General features: G+C 71.8%; 13 protein-coding genes. 8 read left to right on the forward strand and 5 right to left on the reverse strand.

Features of this window, described 5'->3' with window-relative positions; translation table 11 throughout:
* Nucleotides 1-121 precede the first annotated feature (121 nt).
* The 6 genes from rarD (at nt 122) to ACWCQM_RS17010 (ending at nt 5,389) form a co-directional block, all read left to right on the forward strand.
* On the forward strand, nt 122-1,111 hold the full coding sequence (gene rarD, locus ACWCQM_RS16985; RefSeq protein WP_450916039.1) for an EamA family transporter RarD: 990 nt from the start codon (nt 122-124) through the stop codon (nt 1,109-1,111).
* Between the two features lie 71 nt (nt 1,112-1,182).
* Nucleotides 1,183-2,799 carry an FAD-dependent monooxygenase gene (locus ACWCQM_RS16990; RefSeq protein ID WP_450916040.1) on the forward strand — a complete coding sequence of 539 codons (1,617 nt, stop codon included), beginning with the start codon at nt 1,183-1,185 and terminating at the stop codon, nt 2,797-2,799.
* Nucleotides 2,800-2,811: 12 nt separating this feature from the next.
* Nucleotides 2,812-3,261 (forward strand): hypothetical protein, encoded by a 450-nt coding sequence (locus ACWCQM_RS16995; RefSeq protein WP_450916041.1) that lies wholly within the window; start codon nt 2,812-2,814, stop codon nt 3,259-3,261.
* Between the two features lie 107 nt (nt 3,262-3,368).
* Entirely contained in the window at nt 3,369-3,818 is a 450-nt protein-coding gene (locus ACWCQM_RS17000) for a VOC family protein (RefSeq protein ID WP_450916042.1), read from the forward strand.
* A gap of 66 nt (nt 3,819-3,884) precedes the next feature.
* Nucleotides 3,885-4,694, forward strand: coding sequence for an HAD family hydrolase (locus tag ACWCQM_RS17005; RefSeq protein ID WP_450916043.1), 810 nt, complete (start codon nt 3,885-3,887; stop codon nt 4,692-4,694).
* A 149-nt stretch (nt 4,695-4,843) separates the two neighbouring features.
* Nucleotides 4,844-5,389, forward strand: coding sequence for a flavodoxin family protein (locus tag ACWCQM_RS17010; RefSeq protein WP_450916044.1), 546 nt, complete (start codon nt 4,844-4,846; stop codon nt 5,387-5,389).
* 11 nt (nt 5,390-5,400) lie between these two features.
* Here ACWCQM_RS17010 and ACWCQM_RS17015 read toward each other — a convergent pair whose 3' ends face one another.
* The 5 genes from ACWCQM_RS17015 to ACWCQM_RS17035 all read right to left on the reverse strand — a co-directional run bounded on the left by ACWCQM_RS17015 (nt 5,401) and on the right by ACWCQM_RS17035 (nt 10,733).
* Nucleotides 5,401-6,039, reverse strand: a complete 639-nt coding sequence (locus tag ACWCQM_RS17015) for a TetR/AcrR family transcriptional regulator (protein WP_450916045.1) — start codon at nt 6,037-6,039, stop codon at nt 5,401-5,403.
* A gap of 198 nt (nt 6,040-6,237) precedes the next feature.
* On the reverse strand, nt 6,238-7,116 hold the full coding sequence (locus ACWCQM_RS17020) for an ABC transporter permease (RefSeq protein WP_450916046.1): 879 nt from the start codon (nt 7,114-7,116) through the stop codon (nt 6,238-6,240).
* Nucleotides 7,103-8,092 carry an ABC transporter ATP-binding protein gene (locus tag ACWCQM_RS17025; protein ID WP_450916047.1) on the reverse strand — a complete coding sequence of 330 codons (990 nt, stop codon included), beginning with the start codon at nt 8,090-8,092 and terminating at the stop codon, nt 7,103-7,105. Before ACWCQM_RS17025 ends, ACWCQM_RS17020 begins: the two co-directional genes overlap by 14 nt.
* Before the next feature lie 220 nt (nt 8,093-8,312).
* On the reverse strand, nt 8,313-9,533 hold the full coding sequence (locus ACWCQM_RS17030) for a LolA family protein (RefSeq protein ID WP_450916048.1): 1,221 nt from the start codon (nt 9,531-9,533) through the stop codon (nt 8,313-8,315).
* Between the two features lie 189 nt (nt 9,534-9,722).
* Nucleotides 9,723-10,733 (reverse strand): polyprenyl synthetase family protein, encoded by a 1,011-nt coding sequence (locus ACWCQM_RS17035; RefSeq protein WP_450916049.1) that lies wholly within the window; start codon nt 10,731-10,733, stop codon nt 9,723-9,725.
* Nucleotides 10,734-10,889: 156 nt separating this feature from the next.
* On the opposite strand from ACWCQM_RS17035, the gene ACWCQM_RS17040 reads away from it, so the two are divergent.
* Both ACWCQM_RS17040 and ACWCQM_RS17045 read left to right on the forward strand, forming a co-directional pair.
* Nucleotides 10,890-12,389, forward strand: coding sequence for a peptide MFS transporter (locus tag ACWCQM_RS17040; protein ID WP_450916050.1), 1,500 nt, complete (start codon nt 10,890-10,892; stop codon nt 12,387-12,389).
* Nucleotides 12,390-12,398: 9 nt separating this feature from the next.
* Entirely contained in the window at nt 12,399-14,393 is a 1,995-nt protein-coding gene (locus tag ACWCQM_RS17045) for a CocE/NonD family hydrolase (protein WP_450916051.1), read from the forward strand.
* Nucleotides 14,394-14,489 lie beyond the last annotated feature (96 nt).

Below are 14,489 nucleotides of genomic sequence, written 5' to 3' on the forward strand. Positions count from 1 at the left end.
GGACATCCCCACCACCCATGTCACGACCGTTTCCATGAGACGGCAATGACAGAGGGCTCCCCCGGGCGCTACCGTCGTGCAGTCGGCCGACCGCCGGCTCCAGGAGTGCCGGGGAGGGCCCGTGAAGGGGAAGAACGAGCAGCGGGCAGGCCTGCTGTACGGAATCGGCGCGTACGGGATGTGGGGCCTGGTGCCCCTGTTCTGGCCGCTGCTGGAGCCGTCGGGCGCGGTGGAGATCCTCGCCCACCGCATGGTCTGGTCGCTGGGGGTCGTCGGCATCGCCCTGCTGTTCCTGCGCCGCTGGGCCTGGGTCGGCGAGCTGCTGCACCAGCCCCGGCGGCTGGGGCTGATCGCGGTCGCCGCGACCGTGATCTCGGTCAACTGGGGGCTGTACATCTGGGCCGTCAACGACGGCCATGTCGTCGAGGCCTCGCTCGGCTACTTCATCAACCCGCTGGTCACCATCGCCATGGGCGTCGTGCTGCTCGGCGAGCGCCTGCGGCCCGTGCAGTGGGCGGCGGTGGCGACGGGTTTCGCGGCGGTGCTCGTGCTGGCGATCGGCTACGGGCAACCGCCGTGGATCTCGCTGGTGCTGGCCTTCTCCTTCGCGACGTACGGCCTGGCGAAGAAGAAGGTCGACATGGGCGGCCTGGAGTCCCTGGCCGCCGAGACCGCCGTCCTCTTCCTGCCCGCGCTCGGCTTCCTGCTGTGGCTCGGGGCGAGCGGCGACGCGACCTTCCTCTCCGGGGGCGCGGGCCACGGAGCCCTGCTCGCCGCCACCGGGCTCGTCACCGCGATCCCGCTCGTCTGCTTCGGCGCCGCGGCGATCCGGGTGCCGCTGTCCGTGCTGGGACTGCTCCAGTACCTGGCGCCGGTCTTCCAGTTCACCCTCGGCATCCTGTACTTCCACGAGGAGATGCCGCCCGAGCGCTGGGCCGGCTTCGGGCTGGTCTGGGTGGCGCTGGTGATGCTGACCTGGGACGCGCTGCGGACCGCGCGGCGCACCCGGGCGGAGGCGCTGCGTCTGGCCGTACGGGCCGCGGAGGCGGCCTCGCCCACAGGAGCGACCGCCGCGTCCCCGGCCGGGTCGGACACCTCGGGCATAAAATAATTACCCAGTTGCCTTTTTAACTCGGTTGCGTTTTCCTGGACCCACAGGACGACGCGAACCGAGGAGCAGGCATGACCGACGTACTGATCGTGGGCGCGGGCCCGACCGGACTGACGCTCGCGTGCGATCTCGCCCGGCGCGGGATCGCCGTACGGATCGTGGACAGGTCGCCGGAGCATCCGCGCACCTCCCGGTCCAAGGGGCCCAACCCCCGCTCGCTGGAGGTCCTGGAGGACCTCGGTGTCATCGGCGCGGTGCTGGAGTCGAGCGCGGCGCCGCCGGTCATGCGCAAGTACCGCGACGGCGAGCCCGTCGCCGACACCGACCCGTACGCCGGCTCCTCGCCCGCCCCGGACGCGCCCTACGACCGGGGCCGGCTGATCGCCCAGTGGCGGCTGGAGGAGATCCTCCGCGACCGCCTCGCCGAGCACGGCGCCGCCGTCGAGACGGGCAGCGAGGTCGTGGGGCTCACCGACGACGGGACCTCGGTGGCCGTGGCCTTCGCCGACGGCTCCCGTACCGAGGCGCGCTACGTGGTGGGCTGCGACGGCGCCCACAGCCGCGTACGCAAACTGCTGGGCGTCCCGTTCGACGGCGAGACGGACGAGGAACAGGTGATGGTCTGCGGCGACGTCGAGATCACCCCGGGCGTGCTGGACCGGGGCGTCTGGCACCAGTGGTTCGACACGGACGGCGCCGTCATGCTCTGCCCCGTCCCCGGCACCCGGTCCGGCTGGTGGTTCCAGTCCGGCCCGGAGAGGGACTCCGGCGGGCGCCCGCTCGCCCCCACCGTGGAAGGCTTCCGGCGGCTCTTCGCCCGGCACACCCGGCTCCCCGCCGACCGTCTCACCGGGGGCGCCCTGCTCTCGACGTACCGGGTTAACGTGCGGATGGCGGACCGCTACCGGGTGGGCAGGGTGCTGCTCGCGGGGGACGCCGCGCATGTGCACGCGATCGCGGGCGGCCTCGGTATGAACACCGGCATCCAGGACTCCTTCAACCTCGGCTGGAAGCTCGCCCAGGTGGTGCGGGGCCGGGCGGACACGGAGCTGCTGGACACCTACGAGGAGGAGCGGCTGCCGGTCGCCGCCTGGACGCTGGACATCACCTCGGAGCGGCTGCGGGCCACGCTGGAGGCGATCACGAAGCCGGGCGGCGGGCTCGACAGCGCCGTCACGCCGGCCATGTCGGGGCTCGACCGGGGCTACCGGTGGAGTTCGCTCGCCCGGCCGGGAGGCGGGGGCGAGCTGCGGTCCGGCGACCGCGCGCCGGACGCCCCCTGCCACGACGCGGCGAGCGGGGAGCCCACCCGGCTCTTCCAGGTCTTCGCCGGACCGCACATCACCGTGCTGGGCTTCGGTGCGGCCAGCGGGCCCGCACTGCGCGCGGCGGCCTCGACCCACGGCGACGCGGTGCGCACCTGCCTGGTGGACGGCCCCGGGGCCGTGGCCGCCGGGTCGGCCGACGCCGGACCGTACGCCCTGCACGACCGGCAGGGGCTGGCCCGCGCGGCGTACGGGGTCCGGGGGGACGGCGTCGTGGTGGTCCGGCCCGACAACCACGTGGGGCTGATCGCGAAGGCGGACGACGAGCGCTCCGTACGGGAGTATCTGGCCGCTCTCGACGGGGCCCGGGAGCCGGACCGCGTGGAGTGGGCAGGCATGGTGGACGGCGCACGCAAAGGCTGATTGAGTGCCCGGATGGGGACCATCCTGAGGGACATGAGGCACGTTCAGTGGCATGAGCTGCGCCACGCCCAGGGCTCCGCGTCCCAGGTCCCCGGGCTGCTCTCACGGATCGCCTGGGGCGACAGCGAGTCGGCCGAGGACGCGCTCAGCGATCTCGGCCGGTGGATAGCCACGATGTCCGTGTTCGACGCGACGGTCGCCACCGTGCCGTTCCTCTGGGAGCTCGCCGCCATGGAGACGGTGAAGGACCGGGCCGGGGTGCTCGGCCTGCTGGGGACGATCCTCGCGCACGGCCACGCCCACCACCCGGAGTGGACCAGGGGCGCGCATCTGGCGGTCCTGGCGGGCCGGACGACCGCCGAGCGGCTGGCCGGGGACGAGGACCCGGCGGTGCGGGCGGCGGCGGACGAGCTGCTCGGGGCCCTCGGCGGTCACGTCTGCGAGACCTGCCCGCCGCGGTGAGGCACCGCTCCTCTCCCCCGCCTTCCGGCCGCCCTCGCGGGCCTTCGCCGTCCGCCGGAGCGCGCCGCACGGTTCACGGGCGCGGCCCGGCCGTATAAACAGGTCCCATGACCCTGCACTGGAAACTCGTCGTCGACGCCGGCGACCCGCATGCCCAGGCCGACTTCTGGGCGGAGACGCTCGGCTATCTCGTCGAGGACAACAGCGCCCTGATCGCTGAGCTGCTCGCCGCCGGGGCGGCGCCCGAGGCCGCCACGGTCGAGTCGCACGGGCGCCGGGCCTGGCGCGATCTCGTCGCGGTACGGCATCCGGACGATCCGTACGACGCGAGGAGCGGGACCGGGCTCGGGCGGCGGCTGCTCTTCCAGCGCGTACCGGAGCCGAAGACGGTGAAGAACCGCCTGCATGTGGACGTCCACTCGGCCGCCGGGGAGCGCGAGGCGGAGGTGGAGCGGATCGTGGGGCTGGGCGCGAGCGTGCTGAGGGCCGTCGAGCACCCCGGGGGCTCGTGGACGGTGCTCCAGGACCCGGAGGGCAACGAATTCTGCGTCCACTGAGAGGCGCCCGCCGTCCTCGCAGGTCAGCGGCGTACGGCCGGAAGGCGATCTCTCTAGGCTGACCTCATGTTCACGCCACCCGCCGCATACACCCTCGTCGCCACGGATCTGGACGGCACCCTGCTGCGTTCCGACGACTCCGTGAGCCCCCGTTCCCGCGCCGCGCTGGCCCGCGCCGCGTCGGCCGGCGCGCGGCATCTGATCGTCACGGGCCGCCCCGTGCCCGGCATACGCGCCCTGCTCCCGGACCTCGGCTACGACGGCCTCGCGGTCTGCGGGCAGGGCGCGCAGGTGTACGACGCCGGGTCGGCCCGCATGCTGAGCTCGGTGCCGCTGGACCGGGGCCTGGCCGACACCGCGCTCGGCAAGATCGAGGCCGAGGTGGGGCAGGTCTTCGCCGCGGTCGACCAGGACGGCCCCGACGGCAGGACACTGATCGAGCCGGGCTACCGCATGCCGCACCCCAGCCTCCCCGCCCAACGGGCCGGGCGGCGCCAGGAGCTCTGGGCGGCGCCGGTCATCAAGGTGCTCATACGCCACCCCGAGCTGACGGACGACGAACTGGCCGCCGCCGCGCGGGGCGCCGTGGGCGATCTGGCGTCCGTGACGATGGCAGGCCCCGGCACGGTCGAGCTGGCTCCGTACGGCGTGGACAAGGGCACCGGCATCGCCCTGGCCGCCGGGCTGCTGGACCGTGACCTCGCCGGGGCGGTGGCGTTCGGCGACATGCCCAACGACCTGCCGATGTTCCGCCGTTCGGGCCACCGGGTGGCGATGGGGAACGCCCACGCGGAGCTGAAGGCCGAGGCCGACGAGATCACGCTGTCGAACGGGGACGACGGGGTCGCGGTGGTCCTTGAGCGGCTGTTCGACTGAGGGCGCGCTCAATGCCGGCTCACGCGGGGCCTCACGCCCGGACTTCACCCCTGGCACCGGCGGCCGAAAAACACCTCCCGGAAACTTCATGCACATGCATATGATGCGTACGCCGGTAAAAACCGCACGCGCCATATTGGGGGCACCTCATGAGCACACGCAGTTTCCTCTTCCTCCTCGGCAGCAGCCGCTCCGACGGCAACACGCTGAGGCTCGCCCGGCTCGCGGCGGAGCAGCTCCCGCCCGGCACGGAGCAGCGGTGGCTGGACCTGCGGGACTTCCCCCTGCCGGATTTCGAGGACCGCCGGCACGCGGACGGCCACGACGCCCCCGCCGGGCACGCCGCGACCCTGCTGGAGGCGACCCTCGCCGCGACCGACGTGGTCGTCGCCTCCCCGCTGTACTGGTACGCCGTCTCCACCTCCGCCAAGCGCTACCTCGACCACTGGTCGGGGTGGCTGGAGGTCCCCGGGACCGACTTCAAGCAGCGGATGGCCGGGAAGACCCTGTGGGGCGTCACCGCACTCGCGGACGACGACCCGGAGGTCGCCGAGCCTCTCGTGGGAACGCTGCGGAACTCGGCGCACTACCTCGGGATGCACTGGGGCGGGGTGCTGCTGGGCAACGGCAGCAAGCCCGGCGACGTACTGTCCGACACCGGCGCCACAGCGCGGGCGAAGGACTTCTTCAGCTGACGAGGACTTCCTCAGCAGACGGTGCCGTCCGGGGCCGGGGCGGGAACGGTCCCGCAGGCCCCGTCCGGGACGGCGCGCAGGGACCGCAGGACGTGGGCGACCAGGGAGGCGACGGTCGCCTCGTCCTGCGCCGGCTTCCGCAGGACATGGCGGTAGTAGACGGGCCCGTAGAGCAACTCCACCGCGAGCGGCAGATCGGCGCCGTCCGGTATCTGCCCCTGCTCCTGGGCGCGCCGCAGGCGCCCCACGGCGGCCTCGACGCGCGGGCCGACCAGGTCCTCGCGTACGGCCAGCGCGAGGGCGTCGTCGTGATGCATCTCCGACAGGACACCGCCGTAGACCGGGCCGTAGGGCGGTGTGGAGATCAGCCTCACCAGACCGTTGACGTGTGTCCGCAGATCGGCCTCGATGTCGCCGGTGTCGACGAACGGTGTGGCACCGACGAGCAGCTCGGCGAACGCCTCCAGCATCACCGCGCCCTTCGACGGCCACCAGCGGTAGATCGTCTTCTTGCTCACGCCGGCGCGTGCCGCGATGGCCTCGACGGTGGTCCTGCCGTATCCCCTCTCCGTACACAGCTCCAGGGCGGCGTCCAGCGTCGCCCTTCGTGACCTCTCGCTGCGGCGCAGGGAACTCGGCGATGTGATCATTCGGTGAGCATAGGGGGATTCCGTACACCGCTTATTGACAGGTCGTCGCCAGAAGTCGAACAATGACCAGGCTGGAAACGGAACGTACCGTGTCGTGACGTTCCGTGCCGCACACCGTTCGTGCCGTTCGTGCCGCGACGAGCCGATCGGGGGACGGCTCGACCGGCCGACGGTGCGGACGGATCTTGGCGGGCCCCCTCAGACGGTGATGTCCTTCGCCGTGAAGCGCGCCCACGCCGCCGAGCCGAACACCGCCGCGTAGAGCGCCTGGAGACCCAGGTTCCGCACCATCTCGTCCCAGTAGACGGGGTCGCGCAGCAGGTCCGTGAAGGACAGCCAGTAGTGCGGGAAGAGATACGGATGGACCGCGTCCAGCTGCGGCATCGTGTCCAGGATCTGCGCGGTGATCAGCACCCCGACGGTGGCGGCCATCGCCGCGATCCCGCTGTTGGTGAGGGTCGACACGAAGAGCCCGAGCGCCGCGAACCCCACGAGTGAGGCGGCCACCACGAGCGCGATCAGCCCGGCCCTCAGCAGCCCTTCGCCGAATCCGATCCGGGTTCCCGAAATCGTCGTGACCTCCCCGACGGGGAAGAGCAGGGCCCCCGTCACGAGCGCAAACACCGCGACGACCAGGGTGGCGGTCAGGCAGAAGGCCAGCACCGACGCGTACTTCGCGAGCAGCAGCCGGGTGCGGCCCGCCGGGGCGACCAGCAGATAGCGCAGGGTGCCGCCGCTCGCCTCTCCCGCGACGGAGTCCCCCGCGATGACGCCCACGGCCATCGGCAGGAAGACGGGCAGCGTGGCGGAGAGCGCCGCGAAGACCAGGAACAGGCCGTTGTTGGTGACCTGGGAGAGGAACGCGGGGCCTCCCCCGTCACCGCCCGGCCCGCCCCGGGAGCCGTCGCCGGTCTCGATGCGCACGGCGATCCCGATGAGCACGGGCACCGCGGCCAGCACTCCGAGCAGGGCCACGGTGCGCCATCTGCGCAGGGTGGTGACCAGCTCGGAGCGGAGGATGCCGAGCGTCCACAGCGCGCGGGGCGGCGGGGCGGTCGTGAGTTCAGCCTGCGACATCGAATCCCTCTCCGGTGAGTGCGACGAAGGCGTCCTCCAGCGAGGCCCGTTCGACGCCGAAGGCGCGTACGCGGACGCCTCCGCGCACCAGGGCGGCGCTGAGGTCGGCGAGCTCCACCTCGCCCGGCGGCGCGTCGGCGCTCACCCGGTCCCCGTCGGTGACGAGGCCCCTCACGCCGTGCTCCGCGAGGATGCGGGCGGCCTCGCCCGGGTCCGGGGTGGTGACGGCGAGCCGGCCCCGGGCGCCCGCGGCGAGCGCGGCAACCGGGCCCTGGACGAGGAGCCGGCCCCGGGCCATCACCGCCGCGTGGGTGCAGACCTGTTCGATCTCGTCGAGCAGATGGGAGGAGAGGAAGACGGTGGTGCCCTCGGCCGCCAGCTCCCTGACCAGGGACCGGATCTCGCGCATGCCCTGCGGGTCGAGCCCGTTGGTCGGTTCGTCCAGGACGAGCAGTCGGCGCGGCTGGAGCAGGGCGGCGGCGAGCCCGAGGCGCTGCTTCATCCCGAGCGAGTAGGCCTTGGCCTTCTTCCCCGCCGCCGCGCCGAGCCCGACCCGCTCCAGGGCGTTCTCCACCCGGGCGCGCCGGGTGCGGGGGTCCGCCGTCGGGTCGGCGGAGTCGAACCGGCCGAGATTGGCCCGGCCCGTCAGGAAGCCGTACAGCGCGGGGCCTTCGATCAGGGCGCCGACCTGCGGGAGCACGGTGCGGGCCGCGCCGGGCATGGGGCGGCCCAGGACATGGGCGGTGCCGGCCGTCGGGTCGATGAGGCCCATGAGCATCCGGATCGTGGTGGTCTTGCCCGAGCCGTTGGGCCCCAGGAAGCCGAAGACGCTCCCGGCGGGCACGGAGAGGTCGAGCCCGTCGACGGCCAACTGCCCTCCCCGGAAGCGCTTGGTGAGCCCGCGCGTCTCGATCACGGTGCCGGGCCCGGCCTCCGTGTCCCCCTCCGCCGCCGCGGCCTCCGCTGTGTCGGTCATGCGCACTCCCGGTCCTGTGTCCCGCCCTGTACGGGCCGTCCGTGCCCACGTGCACGGACCCGTCCGCCCCTGCCGTGTACCGCCGTGCTCGGGCCGGGTCCCCGCCGTGCGGGAGCCGTCCCGTGGCGCACGGTCGGCCGGTCCCGTCGCACGGACCCGTCCGTGTACGGCCCCGCCCCGCCGTACGGAGCGTACGACGGGGCGGGGCGTGCGGTGCGTCCTACTTGGCGGTGTCGGCCGCCTTCACCAGGGTGTCCTGGGTGACCGCGCCGACGTAGACCTTGCCGTCGTCCGTCAGCAGGGCGTTGACCAGGCGCGTCTTGAAGACCGTGCCCGAGCCGAAGTCGCCGGTGACCTTGTCGCCGAGGGCGTCCAGGAACTGCTGCGCCTGGGCCGGCACGTCGCCGGAGCCCTGGGCGGGGAGTCCGGCGCCGCCCGGGATCTCGATCTCGGCGACGGCGTTCCAGCCCTCACCGATGACGTTGAGGCCCTTGAAGTCCTCCAGCGCGCCGAGCTCCTTGTGCGCCTTGTCCTCGGCGCCCTTCCCGGCCTCGTCCTTCAGCTCGTCGGCCTCGGTCACCTTCGCGCCCTTGGGCGGGGTGAAGGAGAACGAGGACGCGGCGGGCTTCGCGAAGTCGACCTTGGTGAAGCCGGCGTCGACCGCCGCCTTGCCGCCGCCGCTCGGTGCCAGCGTGAACTTCAGGGGCACGCCGGTCGAGGCGTCGACCGCGACGGTGACGGACCCGATCGTCGAACCGGACTGCTTCGGCTTGATCAGCAGCTTGTACGCGTCGCGTCCGGCCACCTGCGCCGTGCCGTCGACCGTGACGGACGTGGTGTCGCCCGCCGCGGCGAGCGCCTCCTCGGCGAGCTCCTTCGGGGTGGCCGGCACCTCCTTCGGCGCCTTGCGCTCCCCGGTCTTCCCCGGCTGCGCGTCGGACCGCGCGTGGTAGACCTCGTTGCTCTCGCTGTCGTAGCCCCAGACGTCGTCGCCGTTGTGGACGACGCTGTATTCGGAGCCCTCGCCGAGGATGGACAGGCGCTGCTTGTCGGGGCCGTCGACCGCCACCCGCAGCGTGTGCGTCCCGGAGGCGAGCTCCATCAGCTTGGCGTCCGGTGAGGCGCTCGACTCCGAGCCGCCCGTCTCCGGGGCGAAGGAGCCGGCGAGCCCGCCGAGCGCGGGGATACCGAGGTCGGTGCTGACCTTCAGCGTGCCCGAGAGCTGTTCCTCGTCGGACGCGGCGATCTTCTCGATGAGTTCCTGCGCGGTGATGTCCGGCAGCTCCGGGTCGCCGGAGTCCGCGAGCGCCGGGACGAGTCCGATCGTCGCCGCCGCCACTCCCGCCACCGCGAAGGGGACGATGTAGCGCGCCGCCTTCCGACGGCCCACGACAGTGCCCGTGGCCTGGCCGTTGGTCTCCGCGCTGTCGTTCGGTGCCATGTGTGCTCTACCTCCGTGGTCGGCGGCTGCCATCCCGTTGCACGTGTCCACTCCTCGCCGCCATTCTCACCCGATGTGGTCAGGAGTGGTTGTCTTCCATCTGACCAAATCGGGCGGGAACAAGCGTCAGCCCTCGGGAGCAACTGCGTGTACGTCTACGGGATGACCCCGGCGAAGGGCCCCTAAGGGTCAGCCCGCGCGGTGCACCACAGCGTCGCACAGCTCTTCCAGCGCGGCCTTCGCATAGCACTCGGGCAGCGGAGCCAGGGTCGCCCTGGCCTCCTGGGCGTAGCGGACGGTGTCCCGCCGCGCCTGCTCCAGCGCCGGGTGGGCGCGCAGCGCGCTCAGCGCCTCACCGAGCCGGGCGTCGTCGCCGAGGTCGCCGTCCAGCAGCGCGACGAGCTCCTTGTCCTCCGGACGGCCCTCGGCCGCGGCCCGCGCGCGCAGATGGAGGACCGGGAGGGTGGGGATGCCCTCGCGGAGGTCGGTGCCCGGGGTCTTGCCCGACTCGTGGGAGTCGGAGGCGATGTCCAGGACGTCGTCGGCGAGCTGGAAGGCGATGCCGAGGCGCTCGCCGTACTGGGTGAGGATGTCGACGACCGATTCGTCGGCGCCGGCCATCAGGGCACCGAACCGCCCGGACACGGCGACCAGCGAGCCGGTCTTGCCGCCCAGGACGTCCATGTAGTGGTCCACCGGGTCGCGGCCGTCGCGCGGGCCCGCGGTCTCCAGGATCTGGCCGGTGACCAGACGTTCGAACGCCTCGGCCTGGATGCGTACGGCCTCGGGGCCGAGGTCGGCCAGGATGTGCGAGGCACGGGCGAAGAGGAAGTCGCCGGTCAGTACGGCGACGGAGTTCCCCCAGCGGGTGTTGGCACTGTCCACCCCCCGGCGTACGTCCGCCTCGTCCATCACGTCGTCGTGGTACAGCGTCGCCAGGTGCGTCAGCTCCACGACCACGGCCGAGGGGACCACGCCCGGGGCGTCGGGGTCGCCGAACTGGGCGGCGAGCATCACCAGCAGCGGCCTGAAGCGCTTGCCGCCCGCGCTGACGAGGTGCTGTGCGGCCTCGGTGATGAACGGGACCTCACTTTTGGTGGCATCCAGCAGCCCCGCCTCGACAGCGGCCAAACCGGCCTGGACATCGGCCTCAAGCGCCTGGTCCCGCACGCGCAGTCCGAACGGCCCGACGACGGTCACGAGGGGATCTCCTGTCTGCTGACGATCACACTGAATGTCGATGTGTCGCTGTCATCACTCAACTCAGCGTATCCGGTCCCGTTTGGATCACCGTGGGCGCCTTCCCGCCACCGCCGGTATGTTCGGGATCAGCTCATACGATCAGGAGTTTTCGCTTTGTCGCACACCACGACCGGTACGGAACCGGCCCAGCCGCCGCCCGGCGACGACACCGCCTTCTTCGGCCAGCCGCGGGGTCTGATGACCCTGTCCGGGCTGGAGGTCTGGGAGAGGTTCTCGTTCCTCGGGATGCAGGCGATCCTCGTCCTCTTCTTCGCCGACAAGGTGTCCGACGGCGGCATGGGCATGGAGCCGGGCACGGCGGCCTCGGTCTCCGCCGCCTACGGCACGCTGGTCTATCTGGTCTCGGTCGCCGGCGGCTGGCTGGCCGACCGGATCCTCGGTTCGTACCGCGCCGTGCTGTACGGCGGCATCCTCATCGCCTGCGGGCACTACGCCATGGCCGTGCCGACCGCGACGATGACCTGGGTGGGCCTCGGCCTGATCAGCGCGGGCACCGGGCTGCTCAAGCCCAATGTGGCCTCGATGGTCGGCAAGCTCTACAGCACCGAGGACAGCCGCCGCGACGCCGGCTTCGCGCTCTATTACATGGGCATCAACATCGGCGCGTTCGCCGGTCCGCTGGTCACCGGCTGGCTGGGTGACCACGCGAGCTGGCACTGGGGATTCTCGGCCGCCGCGTTCGGCATGACGCTCGGCCTGATCCAGTACGTCGTGGGCCGGCGTCACCTGGCCGGCCGAAAGCACTCCGCCGAGTACGCCCTGGCACCGGACGCCATGCGCCGGGCCGTGCTGCTGATCGTGGCCGGGGTCGTCGTGGCCGCCCTGGTGGCGACCGCGCTGGTGCTGGCCGGCTGGCTGACGATCGATCGTTTCGTCGACGTGCTCACCCTCATCTCGGTGATCGCGCCCGTCGTGTACTTCGTGGTGATGTTCCGCAGCCCCCGGGTGACCCCGGAGGAGCGCGGCAGGCTCCGGCCGTACGTCGTGCTGTTCCTGGCCTCGGTCGTCTTCAACTTCATCCTCTTCCAGGCGTACTCGACGATGATGCTGCTGGCCTCGACGAACGCCCGTACGGAGATCTTCGGCTTCCACTTCCCGGCCAGCTGGTACGCCTCCGCGCTGGGCGCCTTCGAGGTGGCGCTCGCACCCGTCGTGGCGGCCGTCTGGGCCCGCATGGGACCGCGCCAGCCGCACGCGTCGAACAAGATCGCGATCGGGGTGATCCTCGGCGGTCTGTCCTTCCTGCTGATGGTCCTGCCCACCTCCGGGCACGCCGACGACACCTACCGGATGGCCGCCTGGTGGATCGTCGGCTCCTACCTGCTGCTCGGACTCGGCGACATCCTGCTGGAGACCTCCGGCATGTCCGCGACCACGAAGCTCGCCCCCAAGGCGTTCGCCAGTCAGACGATGGCGCTGTGGTTCCTGTCCCTGGCCCTCGCCAACGGCATCCAGGCACAGATCGTGAAGCTGTACGGCGAGGTCTCCAACCCCGCCTACTTCGGTGTCAATGGCGCTATCGCGGTGGCTGCCGGTGTGGCCGTCATCGCCGCCGCTCCCTGGCTCAAGCGCACCATGCACCCCGTCCACTGAGGTTCCGCCATGCACATCCGCACAAAATTCCCGTACGAGACCATCCACGAGGACCTCTACATCCCCCTGGCGGATGGCACGCAGCTGTACGCACGGATCTGGCGGCCGGTCACCGACGAACCGGTGCCCGCCCTGCTGGAGTACCTGCCCTACCGGCTGAGCGACTGGACGGCGCCGCGCGACTGGCAGCGCCATCCCTGGTACGCGGGCCACGGCTACGCCTCCGTGCGTGTCGATGTGCGCGGGCACGGCAACAGCGAGGGGATGCCGGGCGACGAGTACGACGCGACGGAGCTCGCGGACGGTGTGGCCGTGGTGCACTGGCTGGCCCGGCAGGAGTGGTGCTCGGGCAGGGTCGGCATGTTCGGCATCTCCTGGGGCGGCTTCAACTCGCTCCAGATCGCCGCGCTCGCCCCCGAGCCGCTGAAGGCGATCGTCACCGTGTGCTCGGCGGACGACCGCTACGACAACGACGTCCACTACATGGGCGGCTCCGTCCTGGGTGTGGACATGCACGCCTGGGCCTCCACCATGCTGGCCTTCGTCTCCCGGCCCCCGGACCCGGCGGACGTCGGCGACGACTGGCGGGACATGTGGCTGCGGCGGCTGGAGAAGGTGGAGCCGTTGATCCATACGTGGCTGGCCCACCAGACCCGCGACGACTACTGGAAGCACGGCAGCGTCTGCGAGGACTACGGGGCGGTCAAGGCGAAGGTCCTGGCAGTGGGCGGCTGGCACGACCCGTACCGCGACACCGTCCTGCGGCTCGTCGAGCACCTGGACCCCGGGCAGGTGCGCGGGCTGATCGGCCCCTGGTCGCACCAGTACCCGGACCGCGGGCTTCCGCCCGGGCCCTCGATCGGCTTCCTCCAGGAGACGCTGCGCTGGTGGGACGAGCACCTCAAGGACAAGGAGACCGGGGTGATGAACGAGCCCCTGCTGCGGTCCTGGATCAGCGGCTCGCACCGTCCCGCCACGGTCTACGAGACGCTGCCGGGCCGCTGGGTCGGCGACGCGGCCTGGCCGTCGGAGAACGTCGCCCCGGTCACCTACGCCCTGGGGGGCGGGGCGCAGACCGTCGACTCCCCGCAGCAAACGGGGCTGGACGCCGGACGCTTCTTCCCCTTCGGCAACGAGGCCGACCTGCCACCCGACCAGCGCGACGAGGACGCCAAGTCGGTGTGCTTCGAGTTCCCCGTCGAGGACGCCCCGATCGAGATCCTCGGCCGCCCCCGGGTGACGCTCCTGCTCCGGATGGACGTACCGCGCGGCCAGGTGATCGCGCGGCTCTGCGACGTGGCCCCGGACGGTGCTTCCACCCTGGTGACCCGCGGCGCCCTCAATCTGGCCACCCGTCACGGGCGCGACCGCGCGGAGGACTGGCCCGTCGGGGAGGCCGAGTACGTGAACTTCGAGCTGAACGGCATCGGGCACACGTTCCCGCCCGGCCACCGGATCAGGGTCGCCATCTCCTCCTCGTACTGGCCGTGGATCTGGCCCCAGGCCGGTTCGGCGGGCTTCACGCTGGAGGCGGAGGGCAGCCTCGTCGAGCTCCCGGTGCGCCGGCACACCGAGGACCCGGCGATCACCTTCGGCGAACCGGAGCAGTCGGAGCCGCTCGGTGTCGTGTATCCGGTGACGCTCGAAGAGCCCCGGCCGGAACGCCTGGTGGTCCGTGACGTCGCCAAGGGCGAATGGCGTCTGGAGGTCGATCCGCGCTACGGCGGCACCCGGGTCTACCCCGACGGTCTGGAGTTCACCGAGGACGCACTGGAGACGTACACGATCCAGCAGGACGACCCGCTGTCGGCCAGGGCCCGCTCGGACTGGGCGATCCGGCTGCACCGCCCCGAGATGTCCTGGGACGTGCGGATCGAGACGCGTTCGGAGACGAGTGCGGACGCGGACGACTTCATCACCTCCAACGAGGTCGTGTGCAGGGACGGCGAGGAGGTCGTCTTCCACCGGACCTGGGAGAAACGAATCCCCCGCACGGCTGGCTGACCAGGGTTATCACGTAACTTTCCGGGCATCACGCCTACTTGAGGCACTGCCGCCGACCGGCGCCGCCGACGTACCGTGTGTTCCTCAAGCCACTGG

The organism is Streptomyces sp. NPDC002125 (assembly GCF_053593715.1).